This is a genomic window from Methylobacterium fujisawaense, from assembly GCF_039619325.1.
Classification (GTDB): Bacteria; Pseudomonadota; Alphaproteobacteria; order Rhizobiales; family Beijerinckiaceae; genus Methylobacterium; species Methylobacterium fujisawaense.
In genome coordinates, this window is the sequence record NZ_CP155000.1 from 4,588,640 (window position 1) to 4,610,951 (window position 22,312).

Below are 22,312 nucleotides of genomic sequence, written 5' to 3' on the forward strand. Positions count from 1 at the left end.
TCAGGCGAGCATGTAGGTGAGCAGGGAGCGGAGCTGCGCCGGCTTGATCGGCTTGTGCACGAGTTCCGCCCCGGCGGCCGTGACCCGGTCCTCGACGGCCTCGGAATGGTCGGCGGTGGTGACGATGACCGGGACCGGATCGGCGTGCACGGCCCGGAGGTAGTTGGCCACGTCGAGGCCGCAGGCGCCGTCGTCGAGATGGTAGTCGAGCACCAGGATGTCCGGCCGCGGGGCGCCGGCCTCTACGGCGGCCCGCACCCCCGCGAGGTCGCGGAAGGTCGAGACCCGGGCATCCCAGTTCTGGAGGAGGCGGGCGAGGGCGTCGGACGTGGAGGGATCGTTCTCCACGACGAGCACGTGCGCGCCCGAGAGCCGGGTCGCCACCGGAGCGGGCGGGGCGACGGCCGCCGGGATCGTGCTCACGGGCAGCGTCAGGGCGACCCGGGTGCCGTGGCCGATCCGGGAGCGCAGCCGCAGGGGGTGGTCGAGGGCCTGGGCCATACGGCGGACGATCGACAGGCCGAGGCCGAGGCCCGGCTCCTCGCCGCTGCCGGTCCGGGCGCCGCCGCGGAAGAACTCGTCGAAGACGAGGTCGCATTCCTCTGCGGCGATGCCGCAGCCGGTATCGGTCACCTCGATCCGGATGCCGCCGGACCGCCGCCGGGCCGCGAGAACGATCCCGCCGACGCTTGTGTACCGGACCGCGTTGGAGACGAGGTTCTGGAGGATGCGCTGCAGGAGCATCACGTCGCTGGTGACGGTGACGTCGGGGCAGCGCAGCGACAGCCGCAGGCCCTTGCGCTCCGCGAACGGCTTGAAGCTCTCGGCCAGCTCCGCCAGCAGGTCGGGCAGGAACACCGGCTGGATCTGCGGCCGCACGATCCCGGCATCGAGCTTCGAGATGTCGAGCAGCGTCTTGATCAGATCCTCGATGGTCTGCAGGCCGCGATCCACCTGGCCCGCGATGATGCGCGCCTCCGGCGGCACGTCGAGATCGGCCAGCGCCGAAATCGACAGGCGGGCGGCGTTGACCGGCTGAAGCAGGTCGTGGCTCGCCGCGGCCAGGAACCGGGTCTTGGAGCGGTTGGCGGTCTCGGCCTCCTCCTTGGCGGCGGCCAGCGCCTCGTTGGAGCGCTCCAACCGGTGCATCAGCCCGGTCAGCTCCTCGGTGCGGGTGCGGACCCGGCCCTCCAGCATGATCGCGGTCTGGAACAGCGAATAGGCGCTGCCCCGCTGATCCATGGAGCGCTCGACATGGGACATCAGCGCGGCGTTGATGCGCTCGAGCTTCTCGATCCGCCGGTGCAGGGACGCTCCGGTCTCGAGACCGTTCGGATGCAGGGTCACGACGCGACGGGGGTGGCTTCCGCCCTCGGGGCACCGCCGGCGAGGGTCTTGCCGATGGCGATGCCCGTGAAGGTCTGGTTCAGGTGCATCGCCCTGTACTGCTCGCCGAAGGTCTCGAAGCCGACGACGTTGTAGCGGCGATAGAGGTCGGCAATGCCGTGGCGCACCTGCCGGCTCTCGGCGTCGAGCCGTCGCAGCACGCATTCGAAGCCGATGATCAGGTCGACGCCGCCGAGCACCGCGTCGAGGCGCGCCAGCTCGGCTCGCGTCGAGGCGACGATATCGCGCGGTTCGGCGAGGGTCAGCACCACGCCCTCGTCCACCGCACAGAAGAAGCTGAGCGACCCGTCCTCGTTCATCCGCCGGATCGAGCGGCAGAAATACTCGCCGCCGACCTTCACAGCCAGCGGGTAGGCGGCGAAGCTCATCGGCGACAAGCCCTCGGGGTCGAGGCCGATCGCCATCGCGTATTCCCGGGCTGCCGGCTCGGCGTTCAGCTCGTGCACGGTCCGGCGCTCGCCGTCGGAGGCCGTCACCACGAACTTGGTCTGGGTCGGCTCGAAATTGTCGCTCTTGAAGATCTCCACCGAGAAGTCGGTCTCCACGAGGACCAGGACCGCCGCCTTCCGGTGGATCTTCCCGCCGTGGAGCAGGACGGCGTCGCGGAAGCGCAGGTCGTCGCCGGCCGAGCCGCCGACGATCGGGATGCCGTCGAGTGCCCAGGCGATCGCCGAGACGACCGTCTCCTCGGCGTTGGCGAGTCCGTCGATCAGCGACAGGGCGAAGCGGTGGCCGGACGCGGCCATGTCGACCTCGCGGCACCGGTCCAGTGGGTCGAGGGTCCGGCGCAGCGCCCGGACCGCGGAGGCCGTCCGCTCCACGTCGAGGTGGTCGATGGCGTCGAGGACCGTCGAGACGATGCGGAAGCGCTCCGCCGGGAACGCGATGGCCACGAGGCCGCGGTCGAGGCCTCCGGCCGGGGCGATGCCTCCCGACATCGAGCAGCCCGCCACCGGCACGCCGGGGAACCAAGTTTCCAGCGCGCGGGCCAGGATCTCCGCGTCGTAATCCGCCGAGAAGAACACGACGATCTGTGACAGGGCCGAGCCACCGACGGCCCGGGCGACTTCAGCGGCCGCGTCGGCGGCCCCGGCCGCATCGGTCCAGGCCGTCCAGATGCCGCAGAGATGGCGGCGCACTCCCGATCCTTGAGCCACGTTCCATCCCCTGCGACCCCCTCGGCAAGCTTGGCGCCTGCTCTTCAGCGTCTTGTGCAGAGTATGTCGTGCGCAACCGAGCGGTGCAACGGGGCGTGTCGCCCCCCGGGCAGGTTCAATCTCGGTCCGAGGCCCGGGAGGCGGCGTTCACTTCATGCAGGCGTCCTCGGCCTTCTCGAAGGCAGCGGGCTTGGGCTCGTGCTCCGGCGGTCTGTTGCGACCGAGCGCTCCGTCCGAACGGGCGCGGAGATACGTGAATATGTCCGGCAGGTAGCACATGACGTTCTTGTTATCGCCGAAGGCGGGCATGACCAGCTCCTGCGAGGCGTTCACGTCCTTCTTGCCGCCCACGACGATGCCGGCGAAGTGCGCGTAGTCCATGCCCTTGAGGGCATCGACAAGCGACGGTGCATAGGTCGAGCCCATCCCGTCGGGGCCGTGGCAGACGATGCAGTTGGAATTGTACCGCACGTAGCCGGACATGGTGTACCAGTCGACCTTCTTGCCGCCGTCCGTGACGTGGTAGGTCGGATCGCCGTTCTTGTCGGTGTACTGGCCGTCCTGGACCTTCGCCGGCTGCGTCGGTCCCTCGCTCTTCAGGTCGGTCGATGCCGCGCCGGCTGGCGCGGCGGATGTCGAAACGGCTCCGAGGGTTCCTGCTGCAAGTCCGGCCAGAATGAGCCCGGCGATCCTGTCTGCTGCGCGCCGCATAAGTCGTCCTCCTGCCGCCCACAGGCTTCTTCTCGGTGGAGCGACGCCGGGATAACGACGGATCTCGGAAACGAAGACCTTGGTGCGCCTTCACGATTTCGCGCATCGCGGGGACGTGCCGGCTCGGAACGACGACTGAACGATTATCCGCGTTGCGCACAGCATTAACCTTTTGTTAATCGGCGCATTGCCGCCGGCCCGCCGGCGTGAGAGCTTTCGTTAACGAGAGCTTAACGGTTGGGTCCGGCGATGCGGTTCGCGGTTTCCATGATGCAGAGACGGGTCGAGGCACCCGCAGCGCGTCGGCTGCCCCGGAGCCGCCGCGCCGCCGCCGCCGCCGCCGCTCTCGCGGTCTTCGGCATTGCGGGCCTCGCCACCGGTGTCCAGGCGCAGACGCTTGCGAGCCTGCCGACGGAAGCCGGTGCCCGGGTGCAGGGCGATGCCAAGCCGATCGCGGCCTGGACGACCTTCTGCCAGACCTACGCGGCCGAATGCGCGCTCGACCGGGGCGAGCCGGCCCGGATCAGCCTGACGCCAGCGACCTGGGCGACGATCGTGTCGGTGAACCGGCGGGTCAACAAGGCGGTCGAGCCGATGACCGATCAGGACCACCTGCACGTGGCCGACCGGTGGGATCTGGCCGAGGACGGCATCGGCGACTGCGAGGACTTCCAGCTGCTCAAGCGCCATCTGCTGGCCCAGGCCGGCCTGCCGCGGCGGGCGATGCGCATGACCGTGGTGATCGACGAGAAGGGCGAGGGCCACGCGGTGCTCACCCTGATCACCGACCGGGGCGACCTGGTGCTCGACAACAAGACCAACGCGATCCTGCCCTGGCACAAGACCGGCTACGTGTTCATCAAGCGCGAGAGCCAGGACGCCGTCGCCTGGGTTTCGCTCGGCGGCGTCACCTCCCCGGTCACCACCGCCAACCGCTGATCAAGGCCCACCTCCGGCAGTGGAACCCGCGCCGCGGGCATCACATCTTAACGGATTGATAACCCTGCGCCGCCACTCTGTCGGGTGACGGAGTGCCTGAACGATGCCGCGAGCCCGCCACGTGATGCCGGCCCCGCTCCTCGCGATCGTCCTCGTCGCCGCGGCTTGCGGCACCGCGCGGGCCGCGAGCGAGACCGAGCTCCGCCACGCTGCGTGGCGCGACTGCGTCAGCCGCAACTTCGGGATTCAAGCCGCGCTGACGGACAGGGATCTGGCCGTCGACGCTGCCTTCCGCGCCTGCCGCAGCGCCGAGGACGCCTATCTCGCGACGCTCGCAGACTCGCCGCTCCTTGACGGCGACGACGTCATTCGCGCCCGGCCGCTCCTCGCCGGCCGGATCCGGGCCTGGCTGGTGGGCGATCGCGGCTGACGCGGCGGACCTGCGGAGCCCCGCGCGCGACAGTCCGCAGGCACGGCATCGGCGATCCGCCGCTCGGCGATGCGCGATCGTCAGGAAGAGACGCCGCCCGCCTACGCCTTCAGACGGGCCTTGATCCGCCGGGTGAGCCCGTCGCGGACCTCACGATAGGCCTCGAGACGCTGCTCCCGGGACGCGTCCTGCACCAGCGTGGGATCCGGGGTCGGCCAGTATTCGACATCGGCCGCGAGCGTGTGCGTCAGGGCCAGCGCCCGGTGATGGGCCTCCGGCGCCAGGGTGATGATCAGGTCGAAGTTCAGCCCCTCCCAATCCTCCAACTCCTCGATGGTGCGGGGGCGGTGTCGGCTGGCATCGATCCCGATCTCGTCGAGGGCCGCGATCATGAACGGATCCGTGGGCTCGCCGGACCGGACTCCGGCCGACTGCACATAGGTGGACTTGCCGAAATAGGCGCGCGCGATCGCTTCCGCCGCGACGGAGCGCACGGCGTTGTAATTGCACATGAACAGGACGGACTGCACCCGCCGCTTCTTCGGAGAGGCGTCGGGAGGAGGCTCTGGAACGGGCTCAGCCATCGCCGGTCGGCGCGGAGGGCGCCCTAGCCCTTCCAGTGCAGCGCGAAGATCAGGGTGAACAGGCGGCGGGCCGTGTCGTGGTCGAGGTCGACCTTGCCGTCGAGCCGCTGCTTGAGCGTCTCGGACGCCTCGTTGTGCAGGCCCCGCCGACCCATGTCGATCGCCTCGATCTGCGATGGCGAGGCGGTGCGGATCGCGTTGTAGTAGCTCTCGCAGATCATCTCGTAGTCGCGGATCACCCGACGGAATGGCGTCAGCGACAGGAGGTGCGTCATCACCGGCTCGCCCTCCACCGTGGTGATGGCGAAGGACAGCTTGTTCTCGACGAGGCCCAGCGTCAGGGCGTAGGGGCCCTCTCGGCCCGGTATCGCGAAGACATTGTCTTCCAGGATGTCGAAGAGCGCGATGGCCCGCTCGTGCTCCTGATCCGGGTTGCCGCGGGCGATGGACGCCTCGTCCAGGCTCACCTTCGCGAGGCGGTTCGGCCCGCGCTGCTTCTCCGCCATCCCCAAAACCTCACAGGTTCAACCGGATCGCGACGGAGCGGGCGTGCCCCTCCAGGCCCTCGGACCGGCCGAGGTTTATCGCCGCCGGGCCGAGCGCCCGCAAGCTCTCCGGCGTGCAGGCGAGGATCGTCGTCCGCTTCATGAAGTCGAGCACCCCGAGGCCGGAGGAGAACCGGGCGGACCGAGCGGTGGGCAGGACGTGGTTCGGGCCGCCGACATAGTCGCCGATCGCCTCCGGCGTGTGCGAGCCGAGGAAGATCGCCCCGGCATTGCGCACCTTGGCGGCGAGCGCCTCCGCATCCTGCGTCTCGATCTCCAGGTGCTCGGGGGCGAGGCGGTCGACGAGGGGGACGGCCTCGTCGAAGGTCCGGACCCGGATGACGGCGCCGTAGTCGCGCCAGCTCGCCCGGGCGATCTCCTGACGGGGCAGGGTGGTGAGGGCGCGCTCGACGGCCGCCTCGACGGCGTCCGCCAGGTCTGCGCTGTCGGTGATCAGGATCGCCTGGGCGGCGACGTCGTGCTCGGCCTGCGCCAGCAGGTCGGCGGCGACCCAGGCCGGGTTGGCGTGGCCGTCGGCCAGGATCAGCACCTCGGAGGGGCCGGCGATCATGTCGATCCCGACCTGGCCGAAGACCCGGCGCTTGGCCGCGGCCACCCAGGCATTGCCGGGCCCGACGACCTTGGCGACGGGAGCAATGGTGGCGGTGCCGTAGGCGAGGGCGGCCACCGCCTGGGCCCCGCCCACCCGGTAGACCTCGTGGACGCCGGCGAGCTGCGCGGCGGCCAGGACCAGCGGATTGATCTGGCCGTCGGGGGTCGGCACGACCATGACGAGCCGCGGCACGCCGGCGACGCGGGCGGGGAGCGCGTTCATCAGCACCGAGGAGGGATAGCTCGCCGTCCCGCCCGGGACGTAGAGCCCCACCGATTCGAGCGCCGTCCAGCGCCAGCCGGCGGTGACGCCCAGCGCGTCCGTGGCGCGATGGTCCGTGGGCCGCTGCGCCCGATGGAAGCTCTCGATCCGCTCGGCGGCGAGGCGCAGGGCCTCGAGGGACTCCTGCGGACAGGCGGCGACCGACGCGGCGATCTCCGCGTCGGTGACCCGCAGGTGCTCGGCGGAGAAATCGGTGCCGAGCCGGTCGAAGCGACGCGTGAAGTCGACCAGGGCCGCGTCGCCGCGTGCGACGACGTCGGCGATGATGGCGCGGACCGCTTCGTCCACGTCCTCGGCGATCTCACGCTTCACCGTCAGGAGATGCGCGAAGGCGGTGGCGAAATTCGGATCGCTGCTGTCGAGCCGGACCATCGGAAAGCTCTCTGTCTCGCGTCAGGCCGCCGGGCCGGCGGTCGTGTCGGTGTCGATGTCGTGGCCGGGACGGGTGGCCGATTCCCAGACCGGGCCGAGATCCTTCATCCGGACCTCGATGCACTCGACCTCCAGCCGAAGGGCCGCACCGCCCGAGAAGACGAGATCGATGTGACCCGACGGCGCATCCGTCTGTTCGAAGTTCAGCGCGAGCAGGCTCATCGGCGTGGCGTCGCCCGGCTTCAGGCCGCGGCTCTTCACGCCCCGGACGCGCTCGATGTGCAGGCCGGCGAGGCGCCGCCGGGGCGGGGCGTCCGGTGTCCAGTCGAAGCGTCGCACCGCCATGAGGAAGCGCTGCTCACCGGCGAGATAGGTCAGATCCTCCGGCCGGAGGATCGCGTCCTGCAGGTGGGCTGAGATCACGGTCAAGTCCTCGATGTCGAGGGCGGCGAGCTTGAGCAGCTCCATGCAGAGGGTCCTCGGCGAACGCGGGGCGTGGGCCGGTCGGCGAGGGGCCCCGCGGCAGGGCGTAGGTAGCGGCGCAGCCCCGTTCGGGCAACGCCCGACCTGAGGATGCCGGGTGCGGACGGGGCACAGGCTCGACCCAGCGCCGTGGGCTAGAGGCGCGGCGGACGGATCGAAGCAGGGTCGAGGCAGGGTCGAGGATGGCCAAGTTCACGACGCACGCGACTCTGGCGGCGCTGGCCCTGGGGATTCACGCGGCTGGTCCCGCGGGTGCGCAGGTCGGCCCCGACGCGCGGCCCTACATCTACGGCCGACCGGGTCCGGACCGGGACGTCTACGCCCCGCCGCCCCGAGATCGCCGGCCGCCACCGCCCGCCGACGATGGCTACGGCTGGCCTCCGCCCCCGCCGCCATTCGACGATGCGTCCGACCGGATCCGGCCTCAATGGCGCACCGGCCCGGGGCGGTCGTGGGATGACAGCGTCTGCGTGACCGCCCGCGGCACATGCCTGACGCGCCCGGCGCCGCCCAATGCGCCCTGCGGCTGCGACATACCCGGCTTCGGCTACAGGCGCGGGCAGATCGAGGATTGAGCGTCCGCTGTCGCGCATGACCTGCGGGGCATGGCCCGCCTCGGCCGCCGCGTCCGGGGGCTCTCGGCGTGGCCTCCGAGATGCCGGGCCAGGATGGCCTCCGCCCGGGCATGGAGAGCGAGGCGGTTCTCGGGCCGCACGAAGCCGTGGCCCTCGTCCGGGAACAGCGGATCGGTCACCGTGAGGCGCTTCGCATCGAGGGCTGCGACCCTCTGGTCGGACTCGGCCTGCTTCACCCGGGGGGCGGTGGCGCTCTGCGCGATCAGGAGGGGCGCCCGGATCCCGCCGGCCCGGTGAACCGGCGAGCGCGCACGCATCTGGTCCAGCCCCGCCGCGGTGTCCGGATCGCCGATCGCCCGGATCACCTGCGCGCGGAACGCCTCCCCGTGAGGGGGCTCGTCTGGCTGACCCGGACGAGCCCGGCCGCGCCGCCCGGGAAGGGCGTCAGGTCCCGGTTTGTCCCGGCGATCGACCGCACAGACGTGCCGGTTCTCGTCTCCGCCGCCGTCCTGCAGATCGAGCGGAGGCCGCCCGTCCTGGGCCCGGGCGTGGAACCGGATCCCGCGCCCCGGATCGGCGGTCAGGGTTCAGACGACATCGGCGGCCCGCCGACGTCCATCGACGTCCCGGACCGCAGGGGTCGCTCAGGCCCGGACGCGCTCGATCTGCGCGCCGCAGCGGCCGAGCTTGGCCTCAAGCGCCTCGAAGCCGCGGTCGAGATGGTAGACCCGGTTGATCTGGGTCTCGCCTTCGGCGGCGAGGCCCGCGATCACCAGGGACACCGAGGCGCGCAGGTCGGTGGCCATGACGGGTGCCCCCCTCAGCCGCTCCACGCCCTCGACGATGGCGAGGTCGCCCTCGAGGCGGATCTTCGCGCCGAGCCGGGCCAGTTCCTGCACGTGCATGAACCGGTTCTCGAAGATCGTCTCGCGGATATGCGACTGGCCCTTGGCCAGCGTCATCAGCGCCATGAACTGCGCCTGCAGATCGGTGGGGAAGCCCGGGAACGGATCCGTGGTGACGTCGACCGCCGCGATGCCGGCGCCGTTGCGGCGCACGCGGATGCCGCCCTCGACCGGGGTGATCTCGGCGCCCGTGGTCGACAGGATGTCGAGGGCCGCGTGCAGCAGATCGGCTCGCGTATCCTTCAGGACGACGTCACCGCCGGCCATCGCGACCGCCATGGCGTAGGTGCCGGTCTCGATCCGGTCGGGCAGGACCGCGTGGCGGGCGCCGTTCAGACGGGCCACGCCTTCGATCTCGATATGGGGCGTGCCGGCGCCGCGGATCTTCGCGCCCATCTTGTTCAGGCACTCCGCGAGGTCGACGACCTCCGGCTCGCGGGCGGCGTTCTCGATCACCGTGGTCCCGTAGGCGAGCGCAGCCGCCATCAGCGCCACATGCGTGCCGCCGACCGTGACCTTGGGGAAGACGATCTCGGCGCCGCGCAGGCCGTTCTTCGTGCGGGCGACCACGTAGCCGGCGTCGATCTCGATCTCGGCCCCGAGCTTCTCCAGGGCCATGATCAGCAGGTCGACCGGCCGGGTGCCGATGGCGCAGCCGCCGGGCAGCGACACCTTGGCCTCGCCGAACCGGGCGAGCAGCGGCGCGATCACCCAGAAGCTCGCCCGCATGGTCGAGACGAGGTCGTAGGGCGCGGTGGTGTCGATGACATTCGAGGCGGTGAGCCGGATGGTCTGGCCCGTCTCGGTGGTCTGACCGGGGCGCTTGCCGACCACCATGTGGTCGACGCCGTGGTTGCCCAGGATCCGCGTCAGCGCGGCGATGTCGGCGAGCCGCGGCACGTTGATCAGTTCCAGCGTCTCGCCGGTGAGCAGGCTGGCGATCATCAGCGGCAGCGCCGCATTCTTGGCGCCCGAGATCGGGATCACGCCGTTGAGCGGCGCGCCGCCGGTGATGTGGATGCGGTCCATCGTGTGTCCTTGGGCGGCGCATCCCCGATGGCGCGCGGCCGGCCGTGCTGATCGCGGGCGCGGAAGCGCCCAGGCTTGGCCGTGCCCTATAGACCGGATTTGTCGGAATCAGGACCGTTGATCGCGGCCTCGGACGTGCAGGACCGGTCCGCGTCCGGAGCCGGTCTCGTTTCGGTCCGGCCCCGATCCTGCGCCTTGCGGCGCCGCAGGTTCTGCCGCAGGGCCGCCTTCAGGCGCTCCGTGCGCGCGTCCTTCGCGTCCGTCTTCGCGTCGGTCATGGCGCGACCCTTGGTCGCCGCAAGCTCGGGACACGGGCGTTCCGGTGTGAGGAGCCATCTGCGGGTTGAGACATGGGATTCGGAAGTGCGCCGGAGCCAAGTTCGAAGGGAAAGATCCTGACGGACGCTACCGGGTTCGTGCCGCCCTCTCAATGGATGCAACGCAGCGATGTCGGAACCTTACCTTGAACCAGTTCCAGATCCGCGCGTATCTTCCAGTCCTCACGCGAAGGACTGACCGAGGCCAGACCTCAGATCGCGGGACCCCGGCGCTTCAAGGCGCCGCCCGCGTGGCCGAATACGCGAAGGACGCTCGATGACCGTGACCCGGATGCCCAGCACGACGCTCGCCCCAACGGGATCGACGCGCGCCGGTTCCGGCTACGAGCGCTACTTCCGCGGCGCGCTGGATCAGCTGCACGGCGAGCGGCGCTACCGTGTCTTCGCCGATATCGAACGCATTTCCGGGCGGTTCCCGACGGCCAAGTGGCGTCAGCCCGACGGCAAGACGACCGAGATCACCGTGTGGTGCTCGAACGACTACCTCGGCATGGGCCAGCACAAGGAGGTGGTGGCCGCCATGACCGAGACCGCCGCCCGCTGCGGCGTGGGCGCGGGCGGCACCCGCAACATCGCCGGTAACAACTCGCCCCTCGTCGATCTGGAGCGCGAACTCGCCGACCTGCACGGCAAGGAGGCGGGTCTGGTCTTCACCTCGGGCTATGTGTCGAACCAGGCCGGCATCTCGACGATCGCCAAGCTGATTCCGGATTGCCTGATCCTGTCCGACGCCTTCAACCACAATTCGATGATCGAGGGCGTGCGCCACTCCGGCTGCGCGAAGAAGATCTTCCGCCACAACGATCTCCAGCATCTGGAGGAGCTGCTCCAGGAGGCCGGCGACCGGCCGAAGCTGATCGTCTTCGAGTCGGTCTACTCGATGGATGGCGACGTGGCGCCGATCAGCCGGATCTGCGACCTCGCGGACCGCTACGGCGCGATGACCTATCTGGACGAAGTCCACGCCGTCGGTCTCTACGGTCCGCGCGGCGGCGGCATCGCCGAGCGCGACGGGGTGATGCACCGGGTCGACGTGATCGAGGGGACGCTGGCCAAGGGCTTCGGCTGCGTCGGTGGCTACATCACCGCCTCGGCGGCGATCTGCGACGCCGTGCGCAGCTTCGCGCCGGGCTTCATCTTCACCACCGCGCTGCCGCCGGCCGTGGCGGCGGCGGCACGGGCGTCGGTGCGCTACCTCAAGCGTTCCAGCGCCGAGCGGGAGGCGCACCAGAGCCAGGCGGCGGCCACCAAGGCGGCCCTGGCCGCGGCGGGCCTGCCGATCCTGGAGACCGAGACCCATATCGTGCCGGTGATGGTCGGCGATGCCGAACTGTGCAAGGCCGCGGCCGACCACCTGCTGGAGCACCACGGCATCTACATCCAGCCGATCAATTATCCGACCGTTCCGCGCGGCACCGAGCGCCTGCGGATCACGCCGTCGCCGTTCCACGACGCGCCGCATATCGAGCGCCTCGCCGCGGCCCTCAGCGAGACCTGGGAGGCGCTGGATCTGCCCCGGGCCGGCACGGTCTTCGTCGAGGCCGCCGAGTAGGGTCTCGGGTCTCCGTATCGACCGCCACGGCCTGGCCCCACCGAGGGGCCGTGGCCTCTATCACAGGGCGCGATCGGCTCACCCTTCCGGCTGAGGGAGGGTAGGTTCCGGATCAGGCGTGCCGGTGACGCGCGCTCAGGTCGCGCCGCCTTCGGCTGCCGCACGCCCCCCATTCGTCCCTCTCGCCCGAGGGAGGGGCCGTGCCGCGACGACGATCCGTGGGACCCGGTCCGGGCCGGCCCCCCGCCGCACGGCGCCCATGTCCTGCCCCCATCTCGTCTTTTCCGGCGCCGGGCTGTAACGACGGCGTCAATCCTCACCCGCGAAAAGTCCGACCATGATCTCCTCCCCGCTCATGACCGTGATGGTCGATGCCGTGCGCAAGGCCGCGCGCGGCCTGCGCCGCGACTTCGGCGAGGTCGAGAACCTGCAGGTCTCGCGGAAGGGCCCGGGTGACTTCGTCTCCGCGGCCGACCGCAAGGCCGAGGAGGTGCTGCGCGACGCCCTGATGAAGGCGCGACCGGGCTACAGCCTCGTGCAGGAGGAGAACGGGATCATCGAGGGGACCGACAAGAGCCACACCTGGCACATCGACCCCCTCGACGGCACCTCGAACTTCCTGCACGGCGTGCCCCATTTCGCCGTCTCGGTCGGCCTCGAGCGCGAGGGCCAGATCGTCGCCGGTGTGATCTTCGACCCGATCAAGGACGAGCTGTTCGTCGCCGAGCGCGGGAAGGGGGCCTATCTCAACAACCGGCGCCTGCGCGTCTCCGGCCGTCAGGACATGGCCGACGCGCTGGTGGGCTACGGAACGCCCTATCTCGGTCGCGGCAGCCATCCGCGACTCCTGCGCGAGCTGGGCGCCGTCATGGCGGTGGCCGGCGGCACCCGCCGGATGGGATCGGCGGCCCTCGACATGGCCTATGTCGCCTGCGGGCGCCTCGACGCCTATTGGGAGCGCGATCTCCAGACCTACGATTTCGCCGCCGGCGTGATCCTCGTGCGCGAGGCGGGCGGCTTCGTGACCTCCGCGGATGGCGCCGCCGAGCCGCTCGCGCCCCGGTCGGTGGCCTGCGGCAACGAGGAGCTGCACCGGGAACTCGTCGCCATCCTCAAGAAGGTCCAGGCGGCCTAGCGGCCCGTCATCCCGGGACCGTGCGGTGAAGGCCGGCATCGAGGCCCGCCGAAGCGCCCCGTCTCGACGCCCGCGGCGATCAGGGATTGCCCGCCACAAGCAGGCTTCCTCGGAGCCAGGTGCGCCCGCGGCGACCGGACCGCTCGCGCCGCGTGGGACGGTCGCCGGATCGCCGGGACTCACCGAACGCGGCCTGACCCGCCCGGCATGCCGCCGGAAACTGGTCAGGACCTCAACCTTCTGCTTTAAGCCCGCGGTTCTCCACGGAAGGCCGAACGCATGGAAGCCCGCCGCCACGTCGCGCTGAAGGAATCGATCCGCTCGATTCCCGATTACCCGAAGCCCGGGATCATCTTCCGCGACATCACCACGCTGCTCAGCGACCCGCGCGCCTTCCGGCGGGCGGTGGACGCGCTGGTTCACCCCTATGCGGGCGGGCAGATCCACCAAGTGGCCGGCATCGAGGCCCGGGGCTTCATCCTGGGCGGGGCCATCGCCCATCAGCTCTCCTGCGGCTTCGTGCCGATCCGCAAGAAGGGCAAGCTGCCCCACACGACGGTTTCGATGGCCTACGCTCTCGAATACGGCACCGACGAGATCGAGATCCACGTCGACGCGGTCCGGCCCGGCGACAGGGTGCTCCTTGTCGACGATCTGATCGCCACCGGCGGCACCGCCACGGCGGCGGTGAACCTGCTTCAGAAGATCGGCGCCGAACTCGTGGCCGCCTGCTTCGTCATCGATCTGCCCGAGATCGGCGGGGCCCAGCGCCTGCGCGACATGGGCGTCGAGGTGCGGACCCTCATGCAGTTCGAGGGGCATTGAGCCCCGCCGAACGTTGACTTCGCGGGACCCATCCGCCATAAGCCCGCCACTCGCGACGTGGCGCCCCGCATGGGCGCCCTTCGTGTTTGCAGACAACCAAGGACGCGTGAAGGTCGGGTGCGGCATCAGCCGCCCGCGAGCGCGCCTCGACCTTTGAAGGCTCTGAGCCATGAAGAGAACCTACCAGCCGAGCAAGCTCGTCCGTAAGCGCCGCCACGGTTTCCGTGCGCGCATGGCCACCGCCGGCGGCCGCAAGGTGATCGCGCGCCGTCGCGCCCACGGCCGCAAGCGCCTGTCGGCCTGAGGCCGGATCCTCTCGGGCGCGGACGCCTTCGCGCATCCGCGCCGTGAGGCAAGTGGTATCGGCCGGGATCGAACCATCGATGGCGACGATCGAGCGGCTCAAGAAACGACCCGACTTCCTGGCTGCGGCCGAGGGGCGTCGCTTTCACACCGAGCGCATGACCGCGCAGGGGCGCCTCCGGAACCCGGAGGCCTGCCCCGGCCTCCGTCTCGGTTTCACCATCACGAAGCGCGTGGGTCACGCGACGGAGCGCAACCGCATCCGGCGCCGTCTCCGCGCCGCGTTGGGGCTGGTCGCGGCCGATCTGCCGGCCGAACTCGCGACCCTGCCGGCCGACATCGTACTGATCGCCCGGCGCCCGGCGCTGGACGCCCCCTTCGCGTCGCTGGCCGAGGACCTGCGGCGTGCGATCCCGACGGTGACCCGGCCTGCGGCGCCCCGGGGCGACAGGCCGTCCGGCCGATCCGGCAACCGGCGGTCCAAGACCACACCTCAAACCTCATCTCTTCAGCAGGAAGCGGGCGCCTCCGCGCAGCCCGCGCCCTCCGGCCGCGCCGACATCGGCCCGTCGCAGGGGTGCGACAGAGATCACCGAATCACCGGCGCGCGCAGGTCCCCCGGGGCCGGCGCCGGTCTTGATGCCACTCCGAACGCGTGCGGCGGTGTCCCTGATGGGCAATGACAAGACGAACATGTTCGTGGCCATCGGCCTGTCGCTGCTGGTGCTGCTCGGGTGGCAGTACTTCGTGGCCGGCCCGCGCATGGAGCAGCAGCGGCTGATCGAGGCCCAGAACAAGGCCGCGCAGCAACAGCAGCCCCCGGGCGTGACCCCGGACGGCGTGCCTTCGCCGTCCCCCAAGGAGGGCGGCCCGGCCGCGCCGGTGCCCGGCACGCTGCCCACGCCGCAGGGCGGCCCGGTCTCCCGCGAGGCGGCGCTCGCCCGCTCGCCGCGCATTCGGATCGAGACCCCGGCGCTGTCCGGCTCGATCGCCCTGAAGGGCGGCCGCGTCGACGACGTGTCGCTCAAGAACTACCACGAGACCGTCGACCCCAAGAGCCCCGAGATCGTGCTGTTCTCGCCGGCCGGCAGCGAGACGCCCTATTACGCCGAGTTCGGCTGGGTCGGCGCCAATGCCGGGCCGCTGCCCAACAACGACACCCTCTGGACCAGCGAGGGCAAGACGCTCCAGCCGGGCATGCCCGTGACCCTGACCTGGGACAACGGCGCCGGCCTCGTCTTCAAGCGGATCATCGCGGTCGACGACAAGTACATGTTCACGATCCGCGACGAGGTCGAGAACAAGGGCTCGGGTGCGATCACGCTCTACCCCTACAGCCTCGTCTCCCGCTGGGGTAAGCCGCACACCCAGGGCTATTACGTCCTGCACGAGGGCATGATCGGCTATCTCGGCAACGACGGGCTCCAGGAATTCACCTACGACAAGCTCGCCAAGGAGGGCGCCTACGGCGGCGCCAACACCAAGGGCAAGGCCTGGACCGGCGTGATCGGCGGCTTCGTGGGCATCACCGACAAGTACTGGGCGGCCGCCGCGATCCCCGATCAGGACACGCCGTATACCGGCGCCTTCACCGACCGGACCGACGGGACCACCAACGTCTATCAGGCGAGCGTGCGCGGCGACGCCGTGAACGTGGCGGCCGGCACCTCCGTCACCGCGACGCAGCGGCTGTTCGCGGGCGCCAAGGAAGTCAACGTCATCAACAACTACGAGAAGGACCTGGGCATCAAGCACTTCGATCTGATGATCGATTGGGGCTGGTTCTTCTTCATCACCAAGCCGATGTTCCGGGCGCTGGACTTCTTCTATCACCTGTTCGGCAATTTCGGCGTCTCGATCCTGGTTGTCACCTTCTGCCTGAAGCTGCTGTTCCTGCCGATCGCGAACCGGTCCTACGTCTCGATGGCCAAGATGAAGGCCGTGCAGCCGGAGATGGCCGCCATCCGCGAGCGCTACAAGGATGACCGTCTGAAGGCGCAGCAGGCCACGATGGAGCTGTACAAGAAGGAGAAGATCAATCCGGTCGCCGGCTGCTGGCCGGTGCTGATCCAGATCCCGGTCTTCTTCGCGCTCTACAAGGTGCTGTTCATCACCATCGAGATGCGGCACGCGCCGTTCTTCGGCTGGATCCACGACCTCGCGGCGCCGGATCCGACGAGCATCGTGAACCTGTTCGGACTGCTGCCCTTCCCGGCGCCCGACTTCGTCCACCTGGGCGTCTGGCCGCTGATCATGGGCGTGACGATGTTCGTGCAGATGAAGATGAACCCCGCGCCGCCGGACCCGGTCCAGGCGCAGATCTTCACCTTCATGCCGATCGTGTTCACCTTCATGCTGGGGTCGTTCCCCGCCGGCCTCGTGATCTACTGGGCCTGGAACAACACGCTGTCGGTGATCCAGCAGTACGTCATCATGCGCCGCAACGGCGTGAAGGTGGAGCTGTGGGACAACCTGCGATCGACGTTCCGGCGCGGCAACGGCACCAAGACGGCCGCCACCAAGAGCTGACAGGCAATGTGCCGTGACTGAGACCAACGACGATGCGGCCGACCTTCTTGAGGCCGGCCGCCTTCTCTTTGCCGGCGCCGCCGACTTCTACGCGGCTGCCCAGACGCTCGATCGGCTGCCGCCCATGGAGGGCGTGGAGATCGCCTTCGCGGGACGGTCGAACGTCGGCAAATCGAGCCTGATCAATGCCCTCACCGGGCGGAACACCCTGGCGCGGACCTCGCACACGCCCGGGCGCACGCAGCAGCTGAACTTCTTCCGGATTGGCGAGCGCCTGTCCCTCGTCGACATGCCCGGCTACGGCTACGCCGCGGTCGAGAAGGCCAAGGTCGAGGCCTGGACGCGGCTGATCCATTCCTACCTGAAGGGGCGCGCCAGCCTCGCCCGCGTGTTCATGCTCATCGACGCCCGGCACGGCTTCAAGTCGATCGATACCGATGTGCTCGACGGCCTCGACAAGGCCGCGGTGAGCTATCAGGTCGTGCTGACCAAGGGGGATTCCCTCAAGAAGGGCGAGGTCGCGAGCCGCATTGCCGGGATCGAGGCCGGGCTTGCCAAGCGTCCGGCGGCCTATCCGCAGGTGATCCTCACCTCGAGTCGGGACGATTCCGGCGTGCCGGAGCTGCGTGCGGCCATCGCCAGGCTCCTCGTGGAGCGCGGCGCGTGAGTGTTGCGGGTGTCGATCGCGCGCTCGCGGCGCTCGCCTGCCTCGCCGGCCTGCTTGGTGTGGCGTTGAGCGCCGCCGCCGCGCACATCCCCGGCGCCGATTCGCTGAAGACGGCGGCGCAGTTCCTGCTGTTCCACGCCCCCGCCATTCTGGCGCTCATCGGCTTCGGCACCGCCGGCCTTGCCCGGACCGGGCTTGCCCGGACCGCTTCGGGGCTCCTGGTCCTCGGTCTGATCCTGTTCTGCGGCGACCTCTCGGTGCGCACGTGGCTCCAGCGCCCGCTCTTTCCGATGGCTGCGCCCACCGGCGGCGTCGTCCTGATGGGCGGCTGGCTCGTCGGGATCCTGTGCGCCCTCGTTCCCGTGCGTCGAACCGTCTAGGCCGGCGCCCGGACCTGCAGGAAATGCAGCGCCGGGCCCTGCGCGGCGGAGAAGACGCCTGCCGTGAGGGCTCCCCCGTAGACCGCTGCGGTGTCGAGGTTCGTGCGGAACCGGCGGATTTCGGGCCGTCCGTTGCGTTGGGGGGTATGGCCATGGACCACGTGGCGGCCGAAATCGTGGTCGCCCTCCAGGAACGGCTCGCGGATCCAGAGCCGATTGTGATCGTCTGGATCCGGGATCGCCGCGCCGGGCCGGAAACCGGCATGGACGTACCAGCGGGCGTCATCCCCATGCAGGGTGGGGAGACCTTCGAGCCAGTCGAGGGTGTCGCGTGGCAGATCGCCCGCCTCCCGGGCGCCGAAGGAGGCGAGCGTCGCCTCCCCGCCGTTGTAGAGCCAGTGTTCCGCGGCCTGAGGCGTCTGCAGCGCATCGAGCAGCATCCGCTCGTGATTGCCCATCAGGCAGATGACATGCTCGGGCTCGGCCCAATTCAGCCGGCTCACGGTGCGGAGAACCGCGGCGCTGTCCGGCCCGCGGTCGATATAATCCCCGAGGAAGACGAGGCGGCGGCCGCGGTCGGCGGCATGGTCGGCGATCCGCTCCAACAGCGCATCGAGGAGGTCGGCGCAGCCGTGGATGTCGCCGATGACATAGGTGAGCGGACCGGATTCCATCGCGCCATCGTCCACCGGGCCGTCCCGCTCCGCAAGGGTCCATGATCGGGACGGGCTGCTCCCCGTCGCCGGGTCAGCCTCAGCGCGTGGCGATGGTCCGCAACGCCGTCGCCGGCCAGAGCGCCGCTCGGGGCGCCCCCGCATCGACGGCGGGTGGCGATGTGGTGACCGCGACATCGGCCGCGACGTCACCCGGGCGTCTTCGCTCCCGGATCCGGTTCGATCAGTGATCGGCCGCCGGAACTGTTCCGGCGCCGCCGCCGGTCGCAAGCTTGCGGCGCGCGTCGGCCTGCCCGCTGGTCGTGCCGAAATAGCTCGCCGAGTCGCCGAGCTGTACCGACGGTTGGCAACTCGGCGTGCAGGACAGGGATTCCCGGTCGAGACCGCGCTGGACCGTGATGGTCGAGTCCCGCGACGCCTCGACCCGGATGGTCGTCTCGGCGATCATGGCGCCGCCGTTGTCGAGGGCGATGAGATTGGTCGATCCGAAGCTCTTGCCGGTGAGCACGAGGACGCCGTTCTTCTGCGGCGTCACCTCGGCGATGATCGGATTCCCGACGATGATGGTCGAGGTCTTCTCCGGCAGGCGGAGGACCTTGGCATTGTCCACCAGAACGGTCACGACCGGCAGCAGCTCGGGCTGACCCGCCACGGCTGCGGCGCCCGTCATCAGGACGATGAGGCCGGCTCGGCCCGCAATCGACAGGGTGCGGCGCATCGGGTTTCCTCAAGACGACGGGTAGCGGACGAGATCCGACCCGAAGCCCGAGGCTATCGCGGGAGGGGTGAAGGAAGCGCTAAGCAAGACCAAGAGTCCGCGCACTGCCGTATCGAAGAAACCCAACCTTCACCAATCTCGCAACGAGACGGCATTTTACGACGCTCCGGGATCGATTTAACCGATTTTCAAGGCGAAATCGCCAGTCTGTGCAGGCCGCCGATCGAGACAAGAAAAATCTTCATCGGTCATCGCGCAAGTTTTGCCTCGCTCTATGTTGATCGAAGGATCGCTCTCCATGAAGACCCTGTTCACGCGCTTCGCCTCGGACGAGTCCGGTGCCACCGCGATCGAGTACGGCATGATCGCGGCCCTGATCGCCGTCGCCATCATCACCGCGCTGAAGACCGTTGGCACCAGCCTCACGAGCAAGTTCAGCCAGATCTCCGGCAACCTGAACTAAGCGAGACGGCTCTGATCTGCGGCAGGTGCGAGACACCCCGGCTCTCGGCGAGAGACCGGGGGCTCGGCCGGCCGGAATCGTTCTCGTTCGCGGCGGCACAGGCCGTCTGGTAACGCGCGGATCCATTCCGGCCGACGGATGGCCGGGTCGGATCGTTGGCCGGTGATGCGACAGGTTTCGACGAAATGGGCGCCGAGATGGTCGGTTCAGCGACGGCAAGCCTCGGCCTGACAGGTCTTGGCCCGGCCGGATTCGGCCTGTTGATCCTCTTCCCGTTCCTGATGGCGTACGCAGCCGCCAGCGATCTTCTGACCATGCTGATCCCGAACCGGATCTCCCTCGGCCTCGTGGCGGGGTTCGCGCTCCTCGCCCTGACGGGCCCGATGAGCTGGGCCGAGATCGGCTTCCATTGCGCGGCCGGCGCGGTCGTTCTGCTCGTCACCTTCGCGCTCTTCGCCTTCGGTGTCATCGGCGGCGGCGATGCCAAGCTCGCGGCCGCCACGGCCCTGTGGCTCGGCTTCGATGGACTCGGCGATTACCTGCTGGTGGCGTCACTGTTCGGCGGTGCCCTGACGCTGGGGATCCTGTTCGCGCGGACTCATCCGCTGCCCGTCCGGATTGCGCGCATGCCGTTCGCACTGCATCTGCACGACGCCAAGACCGGGATCCCGTACGGGATCGCCCTGGCGGCGGCCGCTCTCCTCGTCCTGCCCGACACCGACGTCTGGACCCGGGCCCTCGCTGGCTGAAGCTGCGGCGCTTCGGGCCGGCGGGATCTGGAGCCGCGCGTCCGGCCCAGCTAGAAGTCGCGCATGCCCTTCGCGCTGCTGCGTCGCCCCGATCCCGATCATCTTGAGGTCCAGCACGAGGGGGCCAGTTTCCGCGTTGCCCTCCGGCGGCGGGAGACCGCGCGCCGCATCACCCTCCGGGTCTCGGCCGCCACCGGCGAGGCGGTGATCACCCTTCCGAGCCGCACCGCCGTCAACACCGCCCAGCGCTTCGCTGCGAGCCATGCGGGCTGGATCGCAACGCGTCTGGCCCGTGTGCCGGCTCGCGTGGCCTTCGAGCCTGAGTCCAGCCTGCCGCTCCGCGGCGAGCCTCACCGGATCCTCCAGCGCGGCACTCGCAGCGGTCCGGTACGGGTCGAGTGCGTCGCCGGAGAGCCGGCCATCTCGGTGTCCTGCGACGCAGCCCATGTGGCGCGCCGAATCCGCGACTTCCTGGCCCGTGAGGCGAAGCACGACCTCGCCGAGGCGATCGAGCGTTATGCGGTGCAACTCGGGCAGAGGCCGGTCCGCGTCACCCTGCGCGACACCCGCAGCCGCTGGGGCTCCTGCACGGCCCGCGGTGAGCTGAACTTCTCATGGCGCCTGATTCTCGCGCCGCCGATGGTGCTCGACTATCTGGTCGCTCACGAAATGGCCCACCTGCGCGAGATGAACCATTCCCCACGCTTCTGGGCTCTCGTGCACGCCCTCTGTCCGAACACCGACGCCGCCGAAGCGTGGCTCAAGCGCCACGGCACCGGCCTGCATCGGTACGGCTGATCCGCCGACCGGAGAAGACGGCGTGACCCGCGTCAGCCCTTGGCGCGCAGGACGCGCTGGCGCGCCACGGCGTCGGCCGGCCAGCTCGGGCGGGGATCGACCTCGCCTGGACTGAGGGTACGCGGCGCGACGCTGTCGCACACTTCCCGCTGGCGGATGATCACCGGGTTGCCGAACTCGTCACGCCGCCGGATGAGACCACCGTCCCGGCAATAGCCGGCGATCGCGGCATGTCCGTTGCGGCGGCCATACGGGTTCGCCGCCACCGGCGGATGCTCGATCACCAGCGTGTCGGTGTGATTGAGCGAGCGCTCGATGTAGGTGGTCTCCCCGACCGGCAGGGACTGGGCCCCCGCCTGCGCGAGGGTGGCCACCAAGCAGGCGGCCGAGAGAGTGAGCAGGCGCATCACGGCGGGATCCGGCGCAGGAGGAGTGTTCGATCACAATCTAGGCCGCAGACATCCGCGCGGGTAGCGCCGACGCGCAACACCGCGACCGCATCGCTTGACAGCGCGGGCCCGACCATGGTCGGAACACGCCCGATTGTACGGCTCCCGCCGGTCCTCGGCCGGAGCGTTCCGAAGGGATCGGTGGTGCCGCTTCACGCGAGGCTCGTTCGTTTCCGGCGCGCCGTCCGGCGCGCCGCGCTGCCGGTTTTCCTCGCCCTCGTGGCGGCCGCGCTCGTGCCCGCCGGGCCGGCCGCGGCCCAGGGTATGGTGCGCAAGACCTTCGAGGATTGGCAGTTGCGCTGCGAGACGCCGGCCGGCGCGAAGGCCGAGCAATGTGCCCTCGTCCAGTATCTCGCCGCCGAGGACCGGCCGAATCTGACCCTGGTGGTGATCGTCCTGAAGACGGCCGACAACCGCGGCTACCTCCTGCGGGTGGTGGCGCCGCTGGGCGTCCTCCTGCCTTCCGGCCTCGGCCTCAAGATCGACCAGACCGATATCGGCCGCGCGGGCTTCGTCCGCTGTCTCACCACCGGGTGCGTGGCCGAGGTCGTGATGGATGACGGTCTGATCCGCCAGTTCAAGAACGGCACGCAAGCCACCTTCATCGTGTTCCAGACGCCTGAGGAAGGCGTCGGGATCCCGCTGTCGATGAAGGGCTTCGCGGCCGGGTTCGATAGCCTGAAATGACGGTGCCGCTCGG

At 69.8% G+C, this 22,312-nt stretch carries 28 protein-coding genes; 15 read left to right on the top strand and 13 right to left on the bottom strand.

Annotated elements, in window-relative coordinates; translation table 11 throughout:
• The 3 genes from ABC766_RS21740 to ABC766_RS21750 form a co-directional block, all read right to left on the bottom strand.
• Window positions 1-1,347, bottom strand: a complete 1,347-nt coding sequence (locus ABC766_RS21740) for an ATP-binding response regulator (protein WP_345819462.1) — start codon at window positions 1,345-1,347, stop codon at window positions 1-3.
• Window positions 1,344-2,546, bottom strand: a complete 1,203-nt coding sequence (locus ABC766_RS21745; RefSeq protein ID WP_425287595.1) for an FIST signal transduction protein — start codon at window positions 2,544-2,546, stop codon at window positions 1,344-1,346. Before ABC766_RS21745 ends, ABC766_RS21740 begins: the two co-directional genes overlap by 4 nt.
• 165 nt (window positions 2,547-2,711) lie before the next feature.
• Window positions 2,712-3,275, bottom strand: coding sequence for a c-type cytochrome, methanol metabolism-related (locus tag ABC766_RS21750; protein WP_043358028.1), 564 nt, complete (start codon window positions 3,273-3,275; stop codon window positions 2,712-2,714).
• A gap of 249 nt (window positions 3,276-3,524) precedes the next feature.
• Here ABC766_RS21750 and ABC766_RS21755 point away from each other — a divergent pair, with 249 nt between their 5' ends.
• Both ABC766_RS21755 and ABC766_RS21760 read left to right on the top strand, forming a co-directional pair.
• A complete protein-coding gene (locus tag ABC766_RS21755) occupies window positions 3,525-4,214 on the top strand; it encodes a transglutaminase-like cysteine peptidase (RefSeq protein ID WP_345819463.1) in 690 nt (229 codons plus the stop codon).
• 103 nt (window positions 4,215-4,317) lie between these two features.
• Window positions 4,318-4,644 (top strand): hypothetical protein, encoded by a 327-nt coding sequence (locus ABC766_RS21760; RefSeq protein ID WP_043387534.1) that lies wholly within the window; start codon window positions 4,318-4,320, stop codon window positions 4,642-4,644.
• Window positions 4,645-4,745: 101 nt separating this feature from the next.
• Here the strand turns inward: ABC766_RS21760 and ABC766_RS21765 are convergent, their stop codons facing one another.
• Genes ABC766_RS21765 through ABC766_RS21780 form a run of 4 tightly spaced genes read right to left on the bottom strand, consistent with a single transcriptional unit; the run spans window position 4,746 to window position 7,508 of the window.
• On the bottom strand, window positions 4,746-5,228 hold the full coding sequence (locus ABC766_RS21765; RefSeq protein ID WP_043356114.1) for a low molecular weight phosphatase family protein: 483 nt from the start codon (window positions 5,226-5,228) through the stop codon (window positions 4,746-4,748).
• 23 nt (window positions 5,229-5,251) lie between these two features.
• On the bottom strand, window positions 5,252-5,734 hold the full coding sequence (locus tag ABC766_RS21770) for a UPF0262 family protein (protein ID WP_043387537.1): 483 nt from the start codon (window positions 5,732-5,734) through the stop codon (window positions 5,252-5,254).
• A gap of 10 nt (window positions 5,735-5,744) precedes the next feature.
• A complete protein-coding gene (gene hisD / locus ABC766_RS21775) occupies window positions 5,745-7,040 on the bottom strand; it encodes a histidinol dehydrogenase (protein ID WP_345819464.1) in 1,296 nt (431 codons plus the stop codon).
• 21 nt (window positions 7,041-7,061) lie between these two features.
• Entirely contained in the window at window positions 7,062-7,508 is a 447-nt protein-coding gene (locus ABC766_RS21780) for a DUF2948 family protein (RefSeq protein ID WP_345819465.1), read from the bottom strand.
• 197 nt (window positions 7,509-7,705) lie between these two features.
• Between ABC766_RS21780 and ABC766_RS21785 the strand changes: the two genes are divergently transcribed.
• Window positions 7,706-8,098, top strand: a complete 393-nt coding sequence (locus ABC766_RS21785; protein WP_043758854.1) for a hypothetical protein — start codon at window positions 7,706-7,708, stop codon at window positions 8,096-8,098.
• Here the strand turns inward: ABC766_RS21785 and ABC766_RS21790 are convergent.
• The 3 genes from ABC766_RS21790 to ABC766_RS21800 all read right to left on the bottom strand — a co-directional run bounded on the left by ABC766_RS21790 (window position 8,071) and on the right by ABC766_RS21800 (window position 10,310).
• Window positions 8,071-8,463, bottom strand: a complete 393-nt coding sequence (locus tag ABC766_RS21790; protein WP_345819466.1) for an alpha/beta hydrolase family protein — start codon at window positions 8,461-8,463, stop codon at window positions 8,071-8,073. The genes ABC766_RS21785 and ABC766_RS21790 overlap by 28 nt on opposite strands.
• Before the next feature lie 279 nt (window positions 8,464-8,742).
• A complete protein-coding gene (gene murA / locus ABC766_RS21795) occupies window positions 8,743-10,032 on the bottom strand; it encodes a UDP-N-acetylglucosamine 1-carboxyvinyltransferase (RefSeq protein ID WP_043357121.1) in 1,290 nt (429 codons plus the stop codon).
• An 86-nt stretch (window positions 10,033-10,118) separates the two neighbouring features.
• Window positions 10,119-10,310, bottom strand: a complete 192-nt coding sequence (locus ABC766_RS21800) for a hypothetical protein (RefSeq protein WP_043357123.1) — start codon at window positions 10,308-10,310, stop codon at window positions 10,119-10,121.
• Between the two features lie 316 nt (window positions 10,311-10,626).
• Between ABC766_RS21800 and hemA the strand changes: the two genes are divergently transcribed.
• The 8 genes from hemA to ABC766_RS21840 all read left to right on the top strand — a co-directional run bounded on the left by hemA (window position 10,627) and on the right by ABC766_RS21840 (window position 17,761).
• On the top strand, window positions 10,627-11,922 hold the full coding sequence (gene hemA, locus ABC766_RS21805) for a 5-aminolevulinate synthase (RefSeq protein WP_345819467.1): 1,296 nt from the start codon (window positions 10,627-10,629) through the stop codon (window positions 11,920-11,922).
• A gap of 337 nt (window positions 11,923-12,259) precedes the next feature.
• Window positions 12,260-13,057 (top strand): inositol monophosphatase family protein, encoded by a 798-nt coding sequence (locus ABC766_RS21810; protein ID WP_043357127.1) that lies wholly within the window; start codon window positions 12,260-12,262, stop codon window positions 13,055-13,057.
• 279 nt (window positions 13,058-13,336) lie between these two features.
• Window positions 13,337-13,882: an adenine phosphoribosyltransferase gene (locus ABC766_RS21815; protein ID WP_345819468.1), complete on the top strand. Its 546-nt coding sequence runs from the start codon at window positions 13,337-13,339 to the stop codon at window positions 13,880-13,882.
• 169 nt (window positions 13,883-14,051) lie between these two features.
• Entirely contained in the window at window positions 14,052-14,186 is a 135-nt protein-coding gene (gene rpmH / locus ABC766_RS21820; protein WP_007558110.1) for a 50S ribosomal protein L34, read from the top strand.
• Window positions 14,187-14,265: 79 nt separating this feature from the next.
• Window positions 14,266-14,868, top strand: a complete 603-nt coding sequence (gene rnpA, locus ABC766_RS21825) for a ribonuclease P protein component (protein WP_345819470.1) — start codon at window positions 14,266-14,268, stop codon at window positions 14,866-14,868.
• Window positions 14,858-16,714, top strand: coding sequence for a membrane protein insertase YidC (gene yidC, locus ABC766_RS21830; protein ID WP_345819471.1), 1,857 nt, complete (start codon window positions 14,858-14,860; stop codon window positions 16,712-16,714). The genes rnpA and yidC overlap by 11 nt, the downstream gene beginning before the upstream one ends.
• Window positions 16,715-16,727: 13 nt before the next feature.
• Window positions 16,728-17,381: a ribosome biogenesis GTP-binding protein YihA/YsxC gene (gene yihA, locus ABC766_RS21835; RefSeq protein ID WP_043387550.1), complete on the top strand. Its 654-nt coding sequence runs from the start codon at window positions 16,728-16,730 to the stop codon at window positions 17,379-17,381.
• Complete coding sequence (locus ABC766_RS21840; protein ID WP_345819472.1) at window positions 17,378-17,761, top strand: DUF423 domain-containing protein; 384 nt, start codon at window positions 17,378-17,380, stop codon at window positions 17,759-17,761. The genes yihA and ABC766_RS21840 overlap by 4 nt, the downstream gene beginning before the upstream one ends.
• Here the strand turns inward: ABC766_RS21840 and ABC766_RS21845 are convergent.
• Both ABC766_RS21845 and ABC766_RS21850 read right to left on the bottom strand, forming a co-directional pair.
• On the bottom strand, window positions 17,758-18,435 hold the full coding sequence (locus tag ABC766_RS21845; RefSeq protein ID WP_043357445.1) for a metallophosphoesterase family protein: 678 nt from the start codon (window positions 18,433-18,435) through the stop codon (window positions 17,758-17,760). The two genes, ABC766_RS21840 and ABC766_RS21845, sit on opposite strands and share 4 nt — an antisense overlap.
• Before the next feature lie 223 nt (window positions 18,436-18,658).
• On the bottom strand, window positions 18,659-19,153 hold the full coding sequence (locus ABC766_RS21850; RefSeq protein WP_342143155.1) for a pilus assembly protein N-terminal domain-containing protein: 495 nt from the start codon (window positions 19,151-19,153) through the stop codon (window positions 18,659-18,661).
• 298 nt (window positions 19,154-19,451) lie between these two features.
• Between ABC766_RS21850 and ABC766_RS21855 the strand changes: the two genes are divergently transcribed.
• The 3 genes from ABC766_RS21855 to ABC766_RS21865 all read left to right on the top strand — a co-directional run bounded on the left by ABC766_RS21855 (window position 19,452) and on the right by ABC766_RS21865 (window position 21,163).
• Window positions 19,452-19,616: a Flp family type IVb pilin gene (locus ABC766_RS21855; protein ID WP_012320434.1), complete on the top strand. Its 165-nt coding sequence runs from the start codon at window positions 19,452-19,454 to the stop codon at window positions 19,614-19,616.
• 197 nt (window positions 19,617-19,813) lie between these two features.
• Window positions 19,814-20,365, top strand: a complete 552-nt coding sequence (locus ABC766_RS21860; protein ID WP_051045115.1) for an A24 family peptidase — start codon at window positions 19,814-19,816, stop codon at window positions 20,363-20,365.
• Window positions 20,366-20,428: 63 nt separating this feature from the next.
• Entirely contained in the window at window positions 20,429-21,163 is a 735-nt protein-coding gene (locus tag ABC766_RS21865; RefSeq protein WP_043387558.1) for a M48 family metallopeptidase, read from the top strand.
• Between the two features lie 32 nt (window positions 21,164-21,195).
• Here the strand turns inward: ABC766_RS21865 and ABC766_RS21870 are convergent, their stop codons facing one another.
• Window positions 21,196-21,570 carry a hypothetical protein gene (locus ABC766_RS21870; RefSeq protein ID WP_053610808.1) on the bottom strand — a complete coding sequence of 125 codons (375 nt, stop codon included), beginning with the start codon at window positions 21,568-21,570 and terminating at the stop codon, window positions 21,196-21,198.
• Window positions 21,571-21,753: 183 nt separating this feature from the next.
• Between ABC766_RS21870 and ABC766_RS21875 the strand changes: the two genes are divergently transcribed.
• Window positions 21,754-22,299 carry an invasion associated locus B family protein gene (locus ABC766_RS21875; protein WP_091995268.1) on the top strand — a complete coding sequence of 182 codons (546 nt, stop codon included), beginning with the start codon at window positions 21,754-21,756 and terminating at the stop codon, window positions 22,297-22,299.
• Window positions 22,300-22,312: the final 13 nt, after the last annotated feature.